At 40.6% G+C, this 17,915-nt stretch carries 16 protein-coding genes; 12 read left to right on the top strand and 4 right to left on the bottom strand.

All coding sequences use genetic code 11. The features are described 5' to 3' along the window. Window positions 1-80 precede the first annotated feature (80 nt). Entirely contained in the window at window positions 81-1,322 is a 1,242-nt protein-coding gene (locus E5N72_RS00335; RefSeq protein WP_135922750.1) for a malic enzyme-like NAD(P)-binding protein, read from the top strand. A gap of 86 nt (window positions 1,323-1,408) precedes the next feature. Here E5N72_RS00335 and metJ read toward each other — a convergent pair whose 3' ends face one another. Next, window positions 1,409-1,729, bottom strand: coding sequence for a met regulon transcriptional regulator MetJ (gene metJ, locus E5N72_RS00330; RefSeq protein WP_054563330.1), 321 nt, complete (start codon window positions 1,727-1,729; stop codon window positions 1,409-1,411). A gap of 266 nt (window positions 1,730-1,995) precedes the next feature. On the opposite strand from metJ, the gene metB reads away from it, so the two are divergent. Together metB and metL are read left to right on the top strand one after the other, a co-directional pair. Then, window positions 1,996-3,255 (top strand): cystathionine gamma-synthase, encoded by a 1,260-nt coding sequence (gene metB, locus E5N72_RS00325; protein ID WP_135922749.1) that lies wholly within the window; start codon window positions 1,996-1,998, stop codon window positions 3,253-3,255. A 4-nt stretch (window positions 3,256-3,259) separates the two neighbouring features. Beyond that, complete coding sequence (gene metL / locus E5N72_RS00320) at window positions 3,260-5,605, top strand: bifunctional aspartate kinase/homoserine dehydrogenase II (protein WP_135922748.1); 2,346 nt, start codon at window positions 3,260-3,262, stop codon at window positions 5,603-5,605. A gap of 76 nt (window positions 5,606-5,681) precedes the next feature. Here the strand turns inward: metL and E5N72_RS00315 are convergent, their stop codons facing one another. Beyond that, window positions 5,682-8,192, bottom strand: a complete 2,511-nt coding sequence (locus E5N72_RS00315; protein ID WP_135922747.1) for a PBP1A family penicillin-binding protein — start codon at window positions 8,190-8,192, stop codon at window positions 5,682-5,684. A gap of 132 nt (window positions 8,193-8,324) precedes the next feature. Between E5N72_RS00315 and E5N72_RS00310 the strand changes: the two genes are divergently transcribed. The 9 genes from E5N72_RS00310 to E5N72_RS00270 all read left to right on the top strand — a co-directional run bounded on the left by E5N72_RS00310 (window position 8,325) and on the right by E5N72_RS00270 (window position 17,253). Next, window positions 8,325-9,404, top strand: coding sequence for a pilus assembly protein PilM (locus E5N72_RS00310; protein ID WP_135922746.1), 1,080 nt, complete (start codon window positions 8,325-8,327; stop codon window positions 9,402-9,404). Then, the gene (locus tag E5N72_RS00305; RefSeq protein ID WP_135922745.1) at window positions 9,392-9,964 is read left to right on the top strand and encodes a PilN domain-containing protein; all 573 of its coding nucleotides are present in this window, start codon (window positions 9,392-9,394) and stop codon (window positions 9,962-9,964) included. The genes E5N72_RS00310 and E5N72_RS00305 overlap by 13 nt, the downstream gene beginning before the upstream one ends. Beyond that, entirely contained in the window at window positions 9,954-10,559 is a 606-nt protein-coding gene (locus tag E5N72_RS00300) for a type 4a pilus biogenesis protein PilO (RefSeq protein ID WP_135922744.1), read from the top strand. The genes E5N72_RS00305 and E5N72_RS00300 overlap by 11 nt, the downstream gene beginning before the upstream one ends. Further along, on the top strand, window positions 10,559-11,095 hold the full coding sequence (locus tag E5N72_RS00295) for a pilus assembly protein PilP (protein ID WP_135926194.1): 537 nt from the start codon (window positions 10,559-10,561) through the stop codon (window positions 11,093-11,095). The genes E5N72_RS00300 and E5N72_RS00295 overlap by 1 nt, the downstream gene beginning before the upstream one ends. A gap of 22 nt (window positions 11,096-11,117) precedes the next feature. Continuing rightward, window positions 11,118-13,175 (top strand): type IV pilus secretin PilQ family protein, encoded by a 2,058-nt coding sequence (locus E5N72_RS00290; RefSeq protein WP_235403921.1) that lies wholly within the window; start codon window positions 11,118-11,120, stop codon window positions 13,173-13,175. A 179-nt stretch (window positions 13,176-13,354) separates the two neighbouring features. Next, entirely contained in the window at window positions 13,355-13,873 is a 519-nt protein-coding gene (aroK, locus tag E5N72_RS00285; protein ID WP_036973192.1) for a shikimate kinase AroK, read from the top strand. Between the two features lie 28 nt (window positions 13,874-13,901). Beyond that, complete coding sequence (gene aroB, locus E5N72_RS00280) at window positions 13,902-14,972, top strand: 3-dehydroquinate synthase (protein ID WP_135922742.1); 1,071 nt, start codon at window positions 13,902-13,904, stop codon at window positions 14,970-14,972. Further along, complete coding sequence (locus E5N72_RS00275) at window positions 14,972-16,363, top strand: AAA family ATPase (RefSeq protein ID WP_135922741.1); 1,392 nt, start codon at window positions 14,972-14,974, stop codon at window positions 16,361-16,363. Before aroB ends, E5N72_RS00275 begins: the two co-directional genes overlap by 1 nt. A 38-nt stretch (window positions 16,364-16,401) precedes the next feature. Next, window positions 16,402-17,253, top strand: coding sequence for a Dam family site-specific DNA-(adenine-N6)-methyltransferase (locus E5N72_RS00270; protein WP_135922740.1), 852 nt, complete (start codon window positions 16,402-16,404; stop codon window positions 17,251-17,253). Here the strand turns inward: E5N72_RS00270 and E5N72_RS00265 are convergent. Then, the gene (locus tag E5N72_RS00265) at window positions 17,216-17,401 is read right to left on the bottom strand and encodes a DUF2970 domain-containing protein (protein WP_135922739.1); all 186 of its coding nucleotides are present in this window, start codon (window positions 17,399-17,401) and stop codon (window positions 17,216-17,218) included. The genes E5N72_RS00270 and E5N72_RS00265 overlap by 38 nt on opposite strands. Before the next feature lie 4 nt (window positions 17,402-17,405). Then, window positions 17,406-17,702 (bottom strand): hypothetical protein, encoded by a 297-nt coding sequence (locus E5N72_RS00260; protein WP_135922738.1) that lies wholly within the window; start codon window positions 17,700-17,702, stop codon window positions 17,406-17,408. Between the last annotated feature and the right edge of the window lie 213 nt (window positions 17,703-17,915).

Below are 17,915 nucleotides of genomic sequence, written 5' to 3'. Positions count from 1 at the left end.
TTGGAATTTTTATACATTACAGGTATCGTACTGATGCAAGCTCTCTCACTTTTTAACTTTTTGCAGGATACTATCGCGTTATGTCAGATTTTCGTGAAAAAGCATTACATTACCACGCTCACCCCGTTCCAGGTAAAATTAGTGTTGAACTAACTAAGCCAGCCGAAACGGTTAACGATCTCGCTTTAGCTTATAGCCCAGGTGTGGCTGAACCAGTCCGCGAAATTGCTGCTGATCCAGCAAATGCCTATAAGTACACAGGTAAAGGTAACATGGTTGCGGTTATTTCAAACGGTACCGCAATTCTAGGATTAGGTAACTTAGGCCCGCTTGCATCAAAACCTGTAATGGAAGGTAAAGCGTTACTATTCAAACGTTTTGCTGGCCTTGATTCAATTGATATTGAAGTAAAACATCGCACAACAGAAGACTTCATTAATACAGTTGCTAACATCGCTGATACGTTTGGTGGTATCAATCTAGAAGATATTAAAGCGCCAGAGTGTTTTGAAATCGAAAAAGCGCTTATCGAGCGTTGCGATATTCCAGTTTTCCACGATGACCAACATGGCACTGCTATTGTTACCGCTGCTGGTATGCTTAATGCCCTTGAAGTACAAGGTAAAGACATCGAAGATGCAATTATCGTATGTTTAGGTGCCGGTGCAGCTGCAGTTGCTTGTATGGAGCTATTAATAAAATGTGGCGCACTGCGTGAGCACATCTATATGCTTGACCGTAAAGGTGTGATCCATACTCGTCGTGATGACTTAAATGAGTATAAGCAATTATTTGCTAACAATACTGATAAGCGTACATTACAAGACGTTATTGCTGATGCTGATGTGTTTGTAGGTGTATCTGGTCCTAATCTATTAACTGCCGATGATCTTAAACTGATGGCTGATAAGCCTGTGGTGTTTGCGTGTTCAAACCCAGATCCTGAGATTGCTCCAGAAGTTGCTCACAGTGCACGTAACGATTTAATTATGGCAACGGGGCGTTCAGACTTCCCTAACCAAGTGAATAACGTGCTTTGTTTCCCGTTTATTTTCCGTGGTGCGCTAGATGTGCGAGCAACGGCAATTAATGATGAAATGAAAATTGCAGCTGTGCATGCTATTCGAAGCATTGCAAAAGAGCCTGTACCAAGCGAAGTATTAAAAGCGGCTGGCGTTGAGTCACTAGAGTTTGGTGCCGAGTACATCATTCCTAAGCCAATGGACCCGCGTTTATTACCTCGTATTGCTCGTGCTGTTGCTGAGGCGGCAGTAGAGTCAGGGGTTGCGCAAATTGAGATGCCAGAAGATTACATGCGTTAAACTTAATTAACGCTAATAAAAAACTCAGCCTAAGCTGAGTTTTTTTATGCCTGTGGCTATCGGCGGTGATCCGATGGCCGAAATACTTACTCTGAATCAAGAACAGGGATATCTAACCCCATTTCTTGCATAATCTTTTTAACTTCTTCTGGCACCTTTTCAGGGTTGTCTTTACGAAGGTCATCGTCATTTGGTAATGGTTGACCTGTAAAAGCATGTAGGAAAGCTTCACACAATAACTCACTATTCGTCGCATGACGTAAGTTATTGATCTGACGACGTGTACGTTCATCAGTTAATACTTTTAATACATTAAGTGGGATCGATACGGTAATCTTTTTTACTTGTTCTGATTTTTTACCGTGTTCTGCATATGGGTGAATGTATTCACCGTTCCATTTAGCCATAAGTTATTTCGTTGCCTCGGTTGTCAGTTATTTACGCGAGATACCAATTCAAAATAGAACACTTCGTAAAGGTAATTAGTATTTCTCATCGCGCAAGATGCGGAAATTCTATCTCTTTAAAAAAGATAGTCAAATACTAGTTATTTAGCCATCTAGTAGTGTAAATGTATAAACTTCTATTGTGAGCTATAAATACTTTGACTTCTCATAGTCGATCATCTAACCTTTTAGACGTCTAAACATCCAATTTATGAATAGGTGATGAAATGAGTGAAAAAAATAAAGCGACGATAGCGGTTCGTCACGGCATCGAAGCCGATAAGCATCATGGTGCGGTTGTGCCACCTCTATACTTATCAACCACCTATTCATTTGCTGACTTTGATACTAAACGCCAGTATGACTATGGCCGCAGTGGTAATCCGAATCGCGATATCTTAGCTGAAACCTTAGCTGAGCTTGAAGGGGGTGCAAGAGGCATTATTACTGCAACAGGTATGTCTGCAGTGCATTTAGCAACTCAGCTGTTAAACAGTGATGACACACTGGTTATTCCACATGACTGTTATGGCGGTAGTTACCGTTTATTCACTTCGCTTGAAAAGCGTGGCTTATTAAAACTAAAAGTTTTGGATTTAACCAAATCTGAAAACCATCAAGAAATTTTATCGATAAAGCCTAAATTGATTTGGATTGAAACGCCAAGTAACCCAATTTTGCGTTTAACTGATATTAAAGCAATTACGAGCATTGCTAAGCAGTGTGGTGCTTTAGTTGCGGCTGATAACACCTTCTTATCACCTGCATTACAAAACCCAATTGAGTTTGGTGTTGATATTGTTGTGCACTCAACCACTAAATATATTAATGGTCACTCTGATGTGGTTGGCGGTGCGGTGATTGCTGCAACGCAAGAGTTAGGTGATGAGCTTGCTTGGTGGGCGAATAACATTGGTATTACTGGTGCACCATTTGATAGCTACTTAACACTTCGTGGTTTACGTACTTTAAATGTACGTTTGAAGCAGCACCAAGAAAATGCCTTTGCAATTGCTGAGTATTTAGAAAACTCACCTTATGTAAGCCAAGTTTATTACCCAGGCCTTTCTTCACACCCACAGCATGAGCTTGCTAAAGCACAGCAACGCGGTTTTGGTGGCATGGTGAGCTTTGATATTAAAGGCGACATTAACGATGCCGCAGCGTTTTTAACAAGCCTTAAAGACTTTAGCCTTGCTGAGTCGCTTGGCGGGGTAGAGAGCTTGATTTGTCACCCTGCAACGATGACACACGCAGGTATGGAGCCTAAAGCCCGTCTTGAAGCTGGTGTCGGTGATACCCTTATTCGTATTTCTGTAGGCATTGAAGACGTAAAAGACCTTATTACCGATTTAGACCGTGTTTTTAATTTAGTAAAACCAGGTCAAGGCCAGCAAGTTACAAAAGCTGAAGTTAAGCAAACACAGCAAGATAAACAACAAAACGCGTCATTTAAGTTAACGCCAGCACATACGGCATTGTGGTAGAAAAATGGTAAATATTGTTCATAAATTTGGTGGCTCAAGCTTAAGCTCGGCAGAACGCTATCATGCGGTGGCTAACATTGTTTTAGCGAATACGGAGCAGGGCGATTGCGTAGTTGTGTCGGCATCGGGTAAAACAACCGATACTTTAGTAAAGCTTTGGCAAAGTTACCAGCAGCAAGATAGCCAAGCTGTTAGCGATATTCTACTGCTTATTGATAATAATCAACGTGCGCTTATTGAGCAGTTACTTACAGGCCAAAATAAACAACAGGCGTTGGCACAGTTAAAAGATGAACTTGCTGTATTAAACGAATTAATTAGTCAGCAACAGTTACTTGAAGCACCTTTACTTGCACATGGTGAAGTGTGGTCGGCGCGCTTATTGGCGGCTTACTTAAATCAGTTGGGTATTGCTGCACAAGATGTTGATGCAAGGCAGCTATTTACTTTAAATGATGGTCAGCTTTTACATCAAAAAAACCAGCAGCAATGCAGCGATACGATTAGCAAATCACATATCAACGTAGTAACGGGCTTTATTGCCGCAGATTGCCAAGGTAATACGGTTACTTTAGGCCGTAATGGCAGTGATTACAGCGCCACATTACTGGCCAGTTATACTTTTGCTAAACAAGTGTCTATTTGGACAGACACACAAGGGGTATTTAGCACTGACCCTCGTAAGGTTAAAAATGCGGTTAAATACGCCAAGGTATGTCGTGAGCAAGCAAACTTATTAGCGCGCTTAGGCAACCCAGTACTGCATGCAAAGACGTTATCGCCGTTAAAAGACTCAGAAATCAAACTCGTAGTTAGAAGTAGTTTTGATTGCGATGCCACGCCAACCGAAGTGGTAAAAGAAGGCTATAGCAAAGCAAAACGTTTTATTACTACCTTAGATAACATCGATTTATTACGCGTTGATAAACTAAGTAGTGGTGAAGTAGGTGAGCTAAGTCAGTTAATTCAACACAGCTTGCATCACTTTGTTAAAGAAGGTGATACCTACTTGTTAGTGCCTGGTCAAAGTACTCATCAGATTGTCAGCCATTTAGCGGGTCGCGCCAATATTGTAGAGTCTAATTTAAGCGGTTGTGCGGTAGTTGCACCGACTGCTGATATCGGCGCTCTTGCAGAGCAAGCAACAGCGCTTTTAAAAGAGCAAAGCATTCATCCTCGTTTTGTACAGCAAGACGATAACTATGTGTTGATCTTAAATGATCAAGCAATTGATAGTGATGTTTTAACTCTTCTACATGACAAGTTGGTAAACAAAGGCCAAGAGCTGGCCATTATAGTTGCTGGCCTTGGTAATGTGGGTGAAGTGTTCTTATCGCAACTTCAAGCTCAGTTTGCTCGTTTATCTGCCCATTATAAAGTAAAGGTGGTTGCTCTTCTTCGCTCTAAGCAAATGCTATTTAGTGCCAGTGGTTTAAATACTGAAACATGGCAGGAGCAGTGGCACAATGAAGCGCAAAGCTACGACAAAGCTGAATTATTAGCGCGTATCAATGAGCTTGATTATGAGCATAAAGTGATAATTGATATCACTGCGAGTGAGGCTTTTAGTCAGTTGTATCCTGATTTTGTAGAGCTTAACTGTCATCTGATCAGTGCAAATAAATATGCGGGTACCGCTGCAAACGATTGGTATCAAGCACTGCGTAGTCAATTAGCTGAGCGAAATCTGTTATGGCGTTATAACACCAGTGTTGGCGCAGGTTTACCGATTAACTTTGCTTTGGCTGATTTACAAAATAGTGGTGACAGCATTAACCGTATTGAAGGGGTATTCTCGGGTACTTTATCGTGGTTATGTAGCAGTTATGATGGCAAGGTGCCGTTTTCTGATTTAGTGCTACAAGCACAGCAAATGGGTTACACAGAGCCTGATCCTCGTGAAGATTTATCTGGCCGCGATATGCAGCGTAAACTGCTTATTTTAGCGCGAGATTTAGGGCTAGATTTAGAGCTTGATGACATTGCTCTAACACCACTTATGCCAGCAGCACTGGCAGCAGGTAGCTGGCAAGACTTCTTAGAGAATAAACAGCTGCTCGATGAATTCATGACAGAAAAAGCAGCCAAAGCTGCGGCAGAAGATAAAGTAGTGCGCTACACAGGTGCTATCACACTTGTTGATGGCAAGGTTCAGGCACAGGTAGGTTTAGTCTATGTTAGCAAAGATGATGTGCTAGCAAGTCTTAAACCGGGCGATAACATCTTTGTGATTAATTCACAGTGGTATACAGACAATGCATTAGTGATCCAAGGGCCAGGAGCGGGTAAAGAAGTTACCGCGGCAGGGGTTCATTCAGATCTGTATTGGCTGGTGAATAACTTAAAATAATTTTGCTGATCTTAGTTTTAATGGCTAAGCAAAAAGCGCCCCATGGGCGCTTTTTTATTGTCTAAAACTAATATAGTTAGAACAGTTCTTCTTCTGTACTCAGTTTTTCTTCAAATACATCTGTTGGCTCTTCTGTAACATACTTTGTAGGTGCAGTGCCTTTAATAAAGTATTCGAAGCGGCTGGTATAATCATTTTTGTGGCTCAATAAGCCCGTTGCTAAATCAATACGAACCGAGACTAAGCCTTCAGGAAGTTCAATCGGTGCTTCAGGCATGCCATCAAGCGCTGCTCGCATAAAGTCGACCCATGCTGGTTGTGCGGTTTTTGCACCTGACTCAGCCCCAGAAATTTGTGAATTATCTAAGTTTTTATTTCTAGCACTACGGCCAAGTGTAATGCCAGGATTGTCAAAACCTACCCATACGGAGGTTAGTACATTGCGATTAAAACCACTGAACCAAGTATCAACAGAATCATTAGTGGTACCTGTTTTACCAGCTAGGTCGCGTCGGTCTAAAGCTTGAGCACGCCAACCGGTGCCACTCCAACCTGTTTTATGACTCCAACTACCGCCGCCCCAAATGGCACTGTGCATAGCTTGCGAGATTAAGAATGCATTTTGCTTTGAAATAATACGCGGGGCACAACGCTGGACTGGTGTTTGCTCTGTTTCAGTGATGTTAAGTTGGCTCGAATCGCGCGCTGCAAGCTCAACAGTGGCAGCCGGTTTTGGGCTATCACAAGCCAATTGAGGATTAGCCTTAAATAATGTATTGCCTGCTGAATCTTGGATTTCAGTAATAAAATACGGCTTAATTAGGTGGCCACCGTTTGCAAAAGCGCTCATACCGCGTGCAAGTTCAAGCGGGGTAATCGAGGCACTACCAAGGGCTAACGACTCACTGCGATTAATATCACTATTTAAAAACCCAAACTTAAGCAAGTGATCTGCAGTGCGCTCTAGGCCAACACCACGCAGTAAACGAACAGAAATTACGTTTTTTGATTGTGCCAGTGCTCTGCGAATACGAATAGGGCCATTATAAACTGCAGGGCTGTTTTTAGGTCGCCATGCAACGCCTTGGCTTTTATCCCACTGATTAATAGGTGCATCATTCAAAATAGAAGCGAGTGTATAACCATTCTCAAGAGCTGCTGAATAAATGAATGGTTTAATGTTTGAACCCACTTGGCGTTTTGCTTGCACTGCACGGTTGTATTGGCTTTGTTCAAAGCTGTAACCACCTACAATAGCTTTAATTCGACCATCTTGCGGATCAAGCGAAACTAATGCACTCGATGCTTCAGGTATTTGGCTTAATATATAGCTATTGTCTGGATTTTTACGTAACCAAATTTGAGCGCCTGCTGTGAGAATGTCGCCAGCTGTTTCTGGTGCAAAACTTTGGCGGTAGCGCGTAATATATTTGCGAGCCCACTTTAAACCATCCCATTCAACATTAACTTGTTCGCCACTTTTTAATAAAACAGAGATTGATTGCTCAGCTACTTGAGTGACAACACCAGCTAATAAAGGGCCAAACTCTTTTACATCTTTAAGTTTGTTTAAAATCGCGTCTCGAGTTAATGGCGTGTCGGTTTCACTATCCCATAAATGAGCGGTTGCTCCTCTATAGCCATGGCGCATATCGTAGGCATGTAAGTTGTTTACAAGCGCATCTTGTGCCGCCTGTTGGATATTTGAATCTACACTGGTGTAAACCTTGAAGCCTGTATTATAAGCTCGTTCATGGCCATAACGCTCAACCATTTCGGCGCGAACCATCTCAGAAATATAAGGCGCATATACTTCAATTTCAGCACCGTGGAATTTTGCCGTAATAGGCGCGTTAACGGCGTCTTGATACTCTGACTGACTAATATATTTTTCAGTTAGCATACGACCAAGTACAACATTACGACGTGCCTTGGCTCTCACAGGGTTACGAATTGGGTTTAGTGCAGAAGGAGCTTTAGGTAAACCAGCAATCATTGCCATTTGGGCTAACGTAAGTTCATTTAATTCTTTGCCATAATAAACTTGGGCTGCTGCACCAATACCAAAAGCACGATTCCCCAATTCAATTTTATTTAAATATAATTCGAGTATTTCATCTTTAGTTAATATACTTTCAATATGCAATGCGATGAATATCTCTTTGACTTTACGGATATAAGCCTTTTCTCGGGTTAAGAAAAAGTTACGGGCAAGCTGCATAGTTATGGTACTTGCGCCTTGTTTCTTTTCACCTGTAGATATGAGTACAATGGCTGACCGAACGATACCAATTGGGTCTATACCAATGTGTTCGTAAAAACGATTGTCTTCGGTCGCTAAAATCGCATCGATTAACGGTTGGGGGATTTGATCTATTGTGACGGGAATGCGGCGTTTTTCACCAAATTGATTAATCAATAAACCATCGCGTGAAAAAACTTGCATAGGTGTCTGTAATTGAACGTCTTTTAAAACCTGTACGCTAGGAATGTCAGGTTTAACGTAATAGTATAGACCAACTAAAGTGATTAGCCCTAAGAATGAGCAAATGATAAAAAATTGTAAAGTTCGTTTTAATAAAATCACTTATATTTTCCCTAAATGGACTCCCAATTAGAATCGGAGACTGCTAGTATATATTGATTAAAAAATGAATAATATTTTTTCAGATAAAAATTATAACTTGTTTATTATTAAAACAAAGGCAAAGTTGCAATCATGCTAAGTCAGCTATTAAAAAAGCCTTCATCTATGATGGTAGGGATCGACATCGGATCTCACTGCATTAAAGCAGTGTTGTTGCAAGAGACAGACGCAGGTTTGCGGCTTGAGGCATTAGCTATTGAACCTATGCCAAAAGGGGCTATGTCTGAACGCTCAATTCAAGACATTGAAGCTATCGGCAACGTTGTTGCTAAATTAAAACGAAAATTGCCTAAAACAGTCCAAAGTGCCGCCGTTGCAGTGTCTGGGCAAACTGTGATCACAAAGGTTATTTTTATGGATGTATCATTAACTGATGCTGAATTAGAATCGCAAATAGCCATTGAAGCAGACAGCTTAATTCCATACCCACTCGACGAAGTGAACATAGACTTTGAAAAGCTCGCCATTAATGAAGCCGATCCGAGTAAAGTTAATGTACTTTTATCTGCAGCACGCACAGAAAGTGTTGAGGCTCGCATTGGTGTATTAGAAGCTGCAAATCTAACTGCTAAAGTAGTTGATGTTGAAAGCTACGCGTTGAGCCGCTCGTTAGATGTGTACTACCAACAATTGCCTAGCGATGCCTATGATAAGTGTGTGGCAATTGTAGATATTGGTGCTGTGCTAATGCTTGTGAGTGTGGTTCAAGCCGGTGAGACTATTTACACTCGGGATCAGGTTTTTGGTGGCGACCAATACACAAACAGTATTGTCGCTTATTACAACAAAAGCTTCGATGAAGCAGAAATAGGTAAAACCACAGGCGACTTACCTCCTAATTATACGTTTGAAGTACTTGCACCTTTTCAGACTTCGCTGCTACAACAAGTAAGACGTGCAGTACAAATGTTCTTAACGACGAGCGGTAAAGACCAAGTCGATTATATTGTTTTAACCGGTGGCACAGCCATGATTGAAGGCTTAGACCGATTGTTAATTGAAGAGTTAGGGATACATACAGTGGTTGCTGAACCCTTTGCAAATATAGAAATTGCTCCAAAGGTAGACCGTAATATTTTACAGCGTCATAGAACACAGTTCGCGATAGCCACAGGATTGGCGTTGAGGAGCTTTTCATCATGCCACATATAAATCTACTGCCTTGGCGCGAACAAAAACGAAAAGAATCGCAAAATAAATTTGTTACTTTGCTGTTCGCTGTTGTTGTAGTGAGTTTTTTAAGTATGTATATGTTGAGTTCTTTCTATTCGGGATTGCGTGAAGGACAAAATGTAAAAAATAACTTTTTAAGCAACGAAATTGCACTACTTGATCAACGCATACGTGAAATCAACGAATTGGATAAAAAGAAAGAAAACCTGCAACAGCGAATGCGCTTAATTGAGGAGCTACAAAGCAATCGAAATCTTGGTACACAAATTATGGATGAGGTTGCGAAGATTGTGCCTTCAGGTGTTTATTTAACTAAGCTAGAACGTCGTGATGACCGCATACATGTATCGGGACGTAGTGAATCTAATAATCGACTATCGACTATGTTGCGCCAAGTTCAGGGCTCTTATCTTCTAGAGCGACCTGTTATGCAAGGTATCGTGGCTGGTGAGCAAACGTCGAGGTTACTAAGTGACTTTAATATGGATTTTTATGTTAAACCATTTGATAAAATAGGTGAGGTACGCAATGAACCTTGATATCAAATCGTTAACTGAAATAGATTGGAACGAAATAGAGCTCGAAAATATGGGCGATTGGCCCATTGCTGTAAAAGTAATGTGTTGTACTTTTGTTGCTGCAATCGTGCTTTATTTTAGTTATAGCTTGCTAGTGTCTGATGAAATAGCTAATTATCACAGTTCAGTAGCCAAAGAGACTGAGCTGAGAAATACTTACAAAGCTAAATATGCTGTTGCGAGTAACCTAGATTTATATCGCCAGCAAATGATTGAGATGGAAGATAAGTTTTCGCAACTATTAAAGCGCTTACCCACCTCTAATGAAACACCAGGTTTACTTGACGATTTGTCTTATGTTGGCACGACAAGTGGTTTAACGTTTTTAAAAATTGGCTGGTTACCAGAGATAGAAAAAGAGTTTTACACTGAGCTGCCAATTAAGATAGAAGTTGTGGGCTCATATCATGAGTTTGGTGAGTTTGTTGGTAAAGTTGCACAATTACCGCGTATCGTAAGTTTGCATGACTTTACTATTCAAACCCTTGATGATGGTGAACTTACTTTTAGCGTTGTTGCTAAAACCTATCGTTATGAGGGAGGCACTCAGAAATGATGAGAAAGCTTCCGTTAGTTATTATTATGACTTTTGCACTGAGTGCATGTAACGATGATACATCAGAGCAAAAAGAATTTATCGATCAGGTAAAGGCAAGTACTACACCAAAAGTAGAGCCTATTCCTCAGATCGCAAAGTTTGAATATTTTGAATACAGTGCCAGTAAGTTGCGTAGCCCATTTGTTGCACCAAGACCTGAAATTATTCAAAACAACTTAGTACAAGTTAAAAACTGCTTACATCCAGATCCTAGCCGAGTTCGTCAGCCTCTAGAGAAGTACCCGCTTGAAAATTTATTAATGAAAGGGACTATCGGTCAAGCTGATAATAGCTGGGCATTGATTAAAGCGGCCGATGATACACTTTATCGTGTCACAGTAGGTAATTATCTTGGTTTGTATCATGGTGAGATTAAAGAAGTGCATGACAACTACATTGAATTATTAGAATTAATCCCTGATGGGGCTGGTTGCTGGAAAGAGCGCCTGACCAAGCTAGAAATGTTAGAGGCAGGTACAAATGGTGCAGATTAATCATATAAAAGGTAAAAATAAAATGCATAAAGGAATGGCTTGGTTAAAGCACATGCGAAAATACATGTTCGCTGCATTAACCTTACTGGTAGCGCAGTCGGTAGTCGCTGCACCTGTACTTTATGATGTGCGTTACAATCCAATCATGAAGGATGAAACGCAGCTGCAGCTAGTCTTTGATGAAGCCCTTACATTTGAGCCTAAAGTTCAGGTTTATAACGCACCAGCTCGGATAGAAATGTTATTTGACGATGTTGGTGTTGATAAAGAAGTTCAGACTGTAAATATAAACCAAGCAGGTATTCAGCAAGTTACTAGCACAATGACAACGGATGGTTTAAAAGTTGTTGTTATGTTGGATAAATTGAAAATTTATAAAACAACAGCTAAAGACAATGTTTACACGCTGCATGTTTCAGATAACCCAATTGCCAGTGATGAATCGACTGATCCATTATCAGCCTCAAGTAACTTTATAAATACTGTACAATCCATTGATTTTCGTCGTACTGAAAAAGATGAAGCTCGCTTATTGGTGTTTTTGCAAGGTACTCAAGCTGCGATTGATGTACATGAAAGCGGTGGTAAAATTATTGCAGAATTCCATCATACGGATATTTTAGATGAGCTTCTGTATGAACTAGACGTTATTGACTTTGGTACCGTTGTAAGCAAAATCGAGACCTTCAAAGAAGGAACAATGACTCGTATAGTGGTAGAGCCAAATGCTGCGTTTAAATTTACTCACCAACAAATAGAGAACATCTTTACGTTAACAGTTGAAAAAGATGATACTCAACGTGCATACCTAGACGGCGGTATTGAATATCAAGGTCGTCCTATGAGCCTTAACTTCCAAGATATTCCAATTCGCTCTGTGCTACAGATTATTGCGGGCTATAACGAGTTTAACTTAGTAACAAGCGACTCTGTAACAGGCAATATTACGCTTCGTCTAGAAGGTGTTCCTTGGGATCAGGCTTTGGATGTTGTGCTTAAAATTAAAGGTTTGGATAAACGCATGGATGGTTCTATTTTGATGGTTGCACCATCTGAAGAACTGGCAGCGCGTGAAGCCAAAGAGCTCAAAGCTAAACAGCAAGTCGAAGATTTAGAGCCTTTATACAGTGAATATATTCGCCTTAATTATGCCAAAGCTGAAGAGTTTGCTGATTTATTAAAAACCGATACCAACAGCATCATTTCTTCACGAGGCAGTGTTTCGGTTGATAAACGTACTAACACATTATTAATTAAAGATACTTCTAAAAGTATTGATAGTGTTCGCCGTATGGTTGAAACCCTTGATATTCCAGTAAAGCAAGTGGTGATTGAATCACGTATGGTTACTGTGAATGATAACGTGCAAGAAGACTTAGGCGTACGTTGGGGTATAAGCGATGTCGGCAGTGACGGTGCTATCTCTGGGACTCTTGAAGGCGCTGGAGGCATGTTTGGTGCTGGCTCTTACAATAACATTCCAAGTTTAGCTGACCGATTAAATGTAAACTTACCAATTTCAAGCCCTGCGGGAAGTATTGGTGTACAAGTTGCCAAATTAGCTAACGGCACCATTTTAGATTTAGAGCTCAGTGCTTTAGAAGAGGAAAACCGAGGTGAGATCATCGCAAGTCCGCGCATCACTACGGCTAACCAACAAAAAGCACGTATTGAGCAAGGTACCGAAATTCCTTATGTTGAAGCTGCATCAAGTGGTGCAACAACGGTTACCTTTAAAAAAGCGGTATTAAGTTTAGAAGTAACGCCACACATTACGCCTGACAATAAGGTGATTTTAGACCTAGTTATCACACAAGATACACGCGGTGATACGGTGCAAACACCAACGGGTTCCGCGGTGGCGATTAATACTCAAGAAATCCAAACACAAGTGTTAGTAGAGAATGGCCAAACAGTTGTTCTTGGTGGTATCTTCCAACAGCAAATCGTTAACTCAACGAAGAAAGTTCCTGTACTTGGAGACATTCCATATTTAGGAACCTTATTCAAAAGCACCAGTGAGTTTAATGAAAAGAAAGAGCTGTTAATCTTTGTAACACCAAAAATTCAATTGGATTAAGTGATTTTTTCTTAAGCAACGAGCAATTAGCATGTTTAATTGCTCGTTATATGGCTTTTTATGCTAATTGACTTGAAATACCCAAGCAATTACTGAGATAATCCCCTCCTTAATTTTGGGGCCAGGTCGTTAGGCGGGGTTTTATTTCAAATTTTAGAGTTCGTTTGTACTAAAAAGATATGGCTGAGAAACGTAATATATTTCTAGTGGGCCCTATGGGGGCTGGCAAAAGCACAATTGGTCGTCACATTGCTGACCAATTACACCTTGAATTTTTCGATTCAGATCAAGAGATCGAGCGACGCACAGGAGCAGATATTGCTTGGGTGTTCGACCTTGAGGGTGAAGAGGGCTTCCGACTTCGTGAAGAAACTGTTATTTCAGACCTAACTGAGATGCAAGGTATTGTACTTGCAACAGGTGGTGGCTCTGTGATCAGTAAAGAAGTACGTAATAAGCTTTCTGCTCGCGGTATTGTTGTATACCTAGAGACACCTATCGAAAAGCAAGTTGCACGCACGCAGCGCGACAAGCGTCGCCCATTATTGCAAACAGAAGAAGCACCGCGTGATGTATTAGAGCGCTTAGCTGAAGAACGCGAACCGTTATACAAAGAAGTGGCTGATTTTGTTGTCCGCACTGATGAGCAAAGCGCTAAAGTTGTTGCTAATCAAATCATTGAGAAATTAGATTTTTAAAACCAATAATTAAAAAAGGAAACTAGCGATGCTTGAATTAACTGTTAATTTGGACGAGCGAAGTTATCCTATTTATATTGGTCAATCTGCTCTTAAAGACACAGGTCGATTACGCGAACACATTGGCGATTGTCGACCTATCATTATCACCAACGACACCATTGCACCTCTATACCTTGATGATGTAATGGCGTCATTGGCTGATCTTAACCCGTTATCTTTTTCTATACCTGATGGTGAACAATATAAGTCACTAGAGTGGTTTGAGAAAATTTCGGCATTCTTACTCGAACATAACTGTGGTCGTGACACCTGCCTTATTGCATTAGGTGGTGGTGTTGTGGGCGACTTAACCGGTTTTGTTGCTGCTTGTTATCAACGCGGTGTGCCTTTTATTCAAGTGCCTACTACCTTGCTATCACAAGTTGATTCATCAGTTGGTGGTAAAACCGCTGTTAATCATCCGCTTGGCAAAAACATGATTGGTGCGTTTTACCAACCGCAAGCCGTTTTTATCGATACCCAATCACTACATACTTTACCTGAGCGAGAGTTCGCAGCAGGTATGGCTGAAGTGATCAAGTACGGTTTAATCTATGACACAGAACTATTTGCTTATTTAGAGCAAAATATCGCTAATCTAAAATCACTCGATGAGCAAACATTACAGCATGTTATTTATCGTTGCTGTGAAATCAAAGCCTTGATTGTTGCGCAAGATGAAAAAGAAGCAGGTTTGCGTGCGCTACTAAACCTGGGTCATACTTTTGGTCACGCTATTGAAGCGCAAATGGGCTATGGTAATTGGTTACACGGCGAAGCTGTTGCTGCAGGTATGGTGTTAGCAGCACGTTTAGCGCAAACTCGCGGTGATTTAACTGCAGCTGAAGTTGAGCGCATAGTGCAATTGATTGCTCATTACGATTTACCTGTTGATATTCCAGCTGAAATGACTAGCGAGCAGTTTTTAACGCATATGCGTAAAGATAAGAAAAACAAGAAAGGCACGATCCGGTTTATTCTTCCTACCCAATTTGGTCAGTGCGCGCTGGTAAGCGATGTTACCGATCAGCAGGTTTGTGATTTAATAGCGCGCTAATGCAATCGCAAATATTGCCTAGCCGTGCTGCGCTAGTTGATCGAATCGCTCTGCAGTTTGAATATGGGCAGAATTTAATTTGCTTACTTGGCCCTTCAGGGCTAGGTAAAAGTTACTTACTAGAAACATTCATCACTGATAAGTACGCTGAGTTTAACAAAGCATTTGTACAATTGTCTGGCAAAATGACAGATCAACAGCTGCTTACAGAGCTACTCGAACAAAGCTTTAGTAACCCACTTATCGATCATACCCAAACGTTATCAGAAAACTTTTATAACCTGTATAGGCAGCAACCTTGTGGTGATTGCTTGTGGGTGATTGATGGCGGGCGTCATTTATCTGAGGAGATGGTTCATCAACTCGAGATACTGGCAAAGAAAAGCCCAAGTACCTTATATATTTTGATAGCATCTCAGTCTGTTGGGCAATTCACACAAGCTGTTGAAATTCACCTAGAGGCACTTAATCTTAGTGAAAGTAAGCAGTTGATGCGTTGGTTTTTCGATAACCTTCCGGTAGAAGAAGATCCTGTTTTTCGAACCTTTTTGCAAGAAGCTCATGGTAATCCTGCATTATTACTTGCATGGCAACCAGATCAACAAACTGCAGATATTCGCCCTCCAGAAAAGAGCTACAAACCGTTGTATTTAACCCTGTTGTTAATAACAACTATGTTATTAATTATTGGCTTTTTGTACAAAGCAGATATGACCCAATGGTGGAAAGCACATTATCAACAAGAGGAGAGTGCCACTATTGCTACGGCTCTCCCAGCAGAAAAGGTGACTGCGGCTCAACAGAACAGCGATGAAACGCTATCAGAGCCGAGCAGTGCGTCAGTAGAGCTTGATAATAATACTGTGACAGTTCAACAGTCAGAAGCTCCAGCAGTAAGCCATGAAAATAATATTGCTGCAATTGTTGATAGTCTTGCTAGTGCACAACCTGAAGAGCAACAGGCCAAACCAAGTAGCGAAGAAATTGCTGCAGTATTGACTGACGACGCTTTAAATCCTCCTCCAGCTGATATTGAGGCCGTTAATACAGAAACAGTTGAAAAAGCGCCGACAGTGAGTGCAAATGCATGGTACTTAGCAGAGCCAGACGAGCATTTTGTAATACAGCTGTTAGCTGTTACTAAAAAAGAAATCATTGATAAGTTTATTACAGAGAACTCATTAGAAGGGCAAGTTAATACGTATCAAACTTTGCGAGGTGGCAAAGTGTGGTGGATTGTAACTTATGGTAGCTATGCCACCTTAAACGACGCGAAAAATGCGTTATCGACACTACCGAATAAAGTGCGTAAAAATCAGCCTTTTTATAAAAAAATAAGTAAAATTAAGCAAGAAATTGCTTCACAGGATCAGAAAATTAAAACTGATTAGTGTAGAATCGCGCAATATCGAATTGAAGTTAAGAGCAGATGCAGCAAAAGACCAGAGCCTTCCTTAAATGGGCAGGTGGAAAATACAGCCTAGTTGAAGATATTCATGCCCGCTTAAAACAAGCGAGTTTGGATGCTGATACTTTAGTTGAACCTTTTGTTGGTGCTGGCTCTGTATTCCTCAATACTGACTTTAAGCATTATATTTTAAATGATATCAATGCTGATTTGATCAACCTGTACACAGAGCTTAAACGCACGCCGGATGAATTTATTAGCGATGCAAAAAAGTTATTTGTTGAGCTAAATAATCATCCAGAAGCTTACTACGAATACCGTGTTCAATTTAATCAAAGCAGTGATGTATATGAACGTGCAATTTTGTTCTTATACATGAACCGTCATGGATACAACGGCCTATGTCGTTATAACCTAAAAGGGATTTTTAATGTTCCTTTTGGAAAATATAAGCGCCCATACTTTCCAGAGAAAGAAATGAATTTCTTTGCTGAAAAAGCGCAACAAGCAACTTTTACCTGCTTAGGTTATGACGAAGTGTTTAAGCTTATTCCTAAAAACGCAGTAGTGTATTGTGATCCACCCTATGTACCACTCAGTAAAACGGCGTCGTTTACTTCTTACGCTAAAGGCGGCTTTAATTTAGATGACCAAGCTAACTTGGCTAATTTAGCTGAGCAGGCTGCATTCGAAAATAATACGCCCGTACTTATTTCTAATCACGATACAGTGTGGACTCGCAAAATCTACAGCCAAGCATCACTTGATGAGATTAAGGTGAAGCGGACAATAAGTCCTAAGGGTGGTTCACGAAATAAAGTGAATGAATTGATGGCTATGTATTTAGCACCAAAGAAACCGCGAAATAAATAGCAGCAATAAAAATAATAAACAAAATGACTGCAATCACAATGATGGCCAGTGGTGAATGCTCTTTGAAGTCAGCTTGACGTTTTTGCTCTGACTGCACACCAAAAAATGCCGCAAAGACACTTTGTAATGCACTAATAAAGCTGCTCATGTAATTAGAATTTTGAGCTTAAGCTACTAACGTTCTTTGACTCTTCGCTACTTGTTAAAAGCTCAAGTAAATCGAGGTAGTGGAATTGTGCGCTACGACTGTCACCAGTCAACCAAGAAAACCATCCAGTTTCTTGTTCTGCTTTCATACATTGAGCAGAAGATGATGATGCGTTTAGCGTATTGCATGAGCAACCAGACGCCGTTGCTAAAAACTCGTCTTCATCGGCAGATGAAAAAGATACAAACGTAGCAACAGTAAGTGCGGACGCGATTAAGATCCCTATTTTAAAAGCACGCATGAGAATAACCCTTGTTTGTGTTATTTAAACAAGCATACCTAATAATTGCTCAAATAACAAACTTAATTCATGCTGAATTGATTAAAAAATTAATAAAATTAGCGCGTTAAAGTTAATTTTATGTTTAATTTTTGTTTTGTTTTTTGGTGCTTTTGACACGTTTAATCGGTTTAGGTAGCAGGTCAGCTAGTTAATAGTTCTTATATTCGAATG

Source organism: Pseudoalteromonas sp. MEBiC 03607 (assembly GCF_004792295.1).
Classification (GTDB): domain Bacteria; phylum Pseudomonadota; class Gammaproteobacteria; order Enterobacterales; family Alteromonadaceae; genus Pseudoalteromonas; species Pseudoalteromonas lipolytica_C.
Note: the sequence above shows the minus strand (reverse complement) of the source record. Positions and strands in the feature narration are given on the sequence as shown.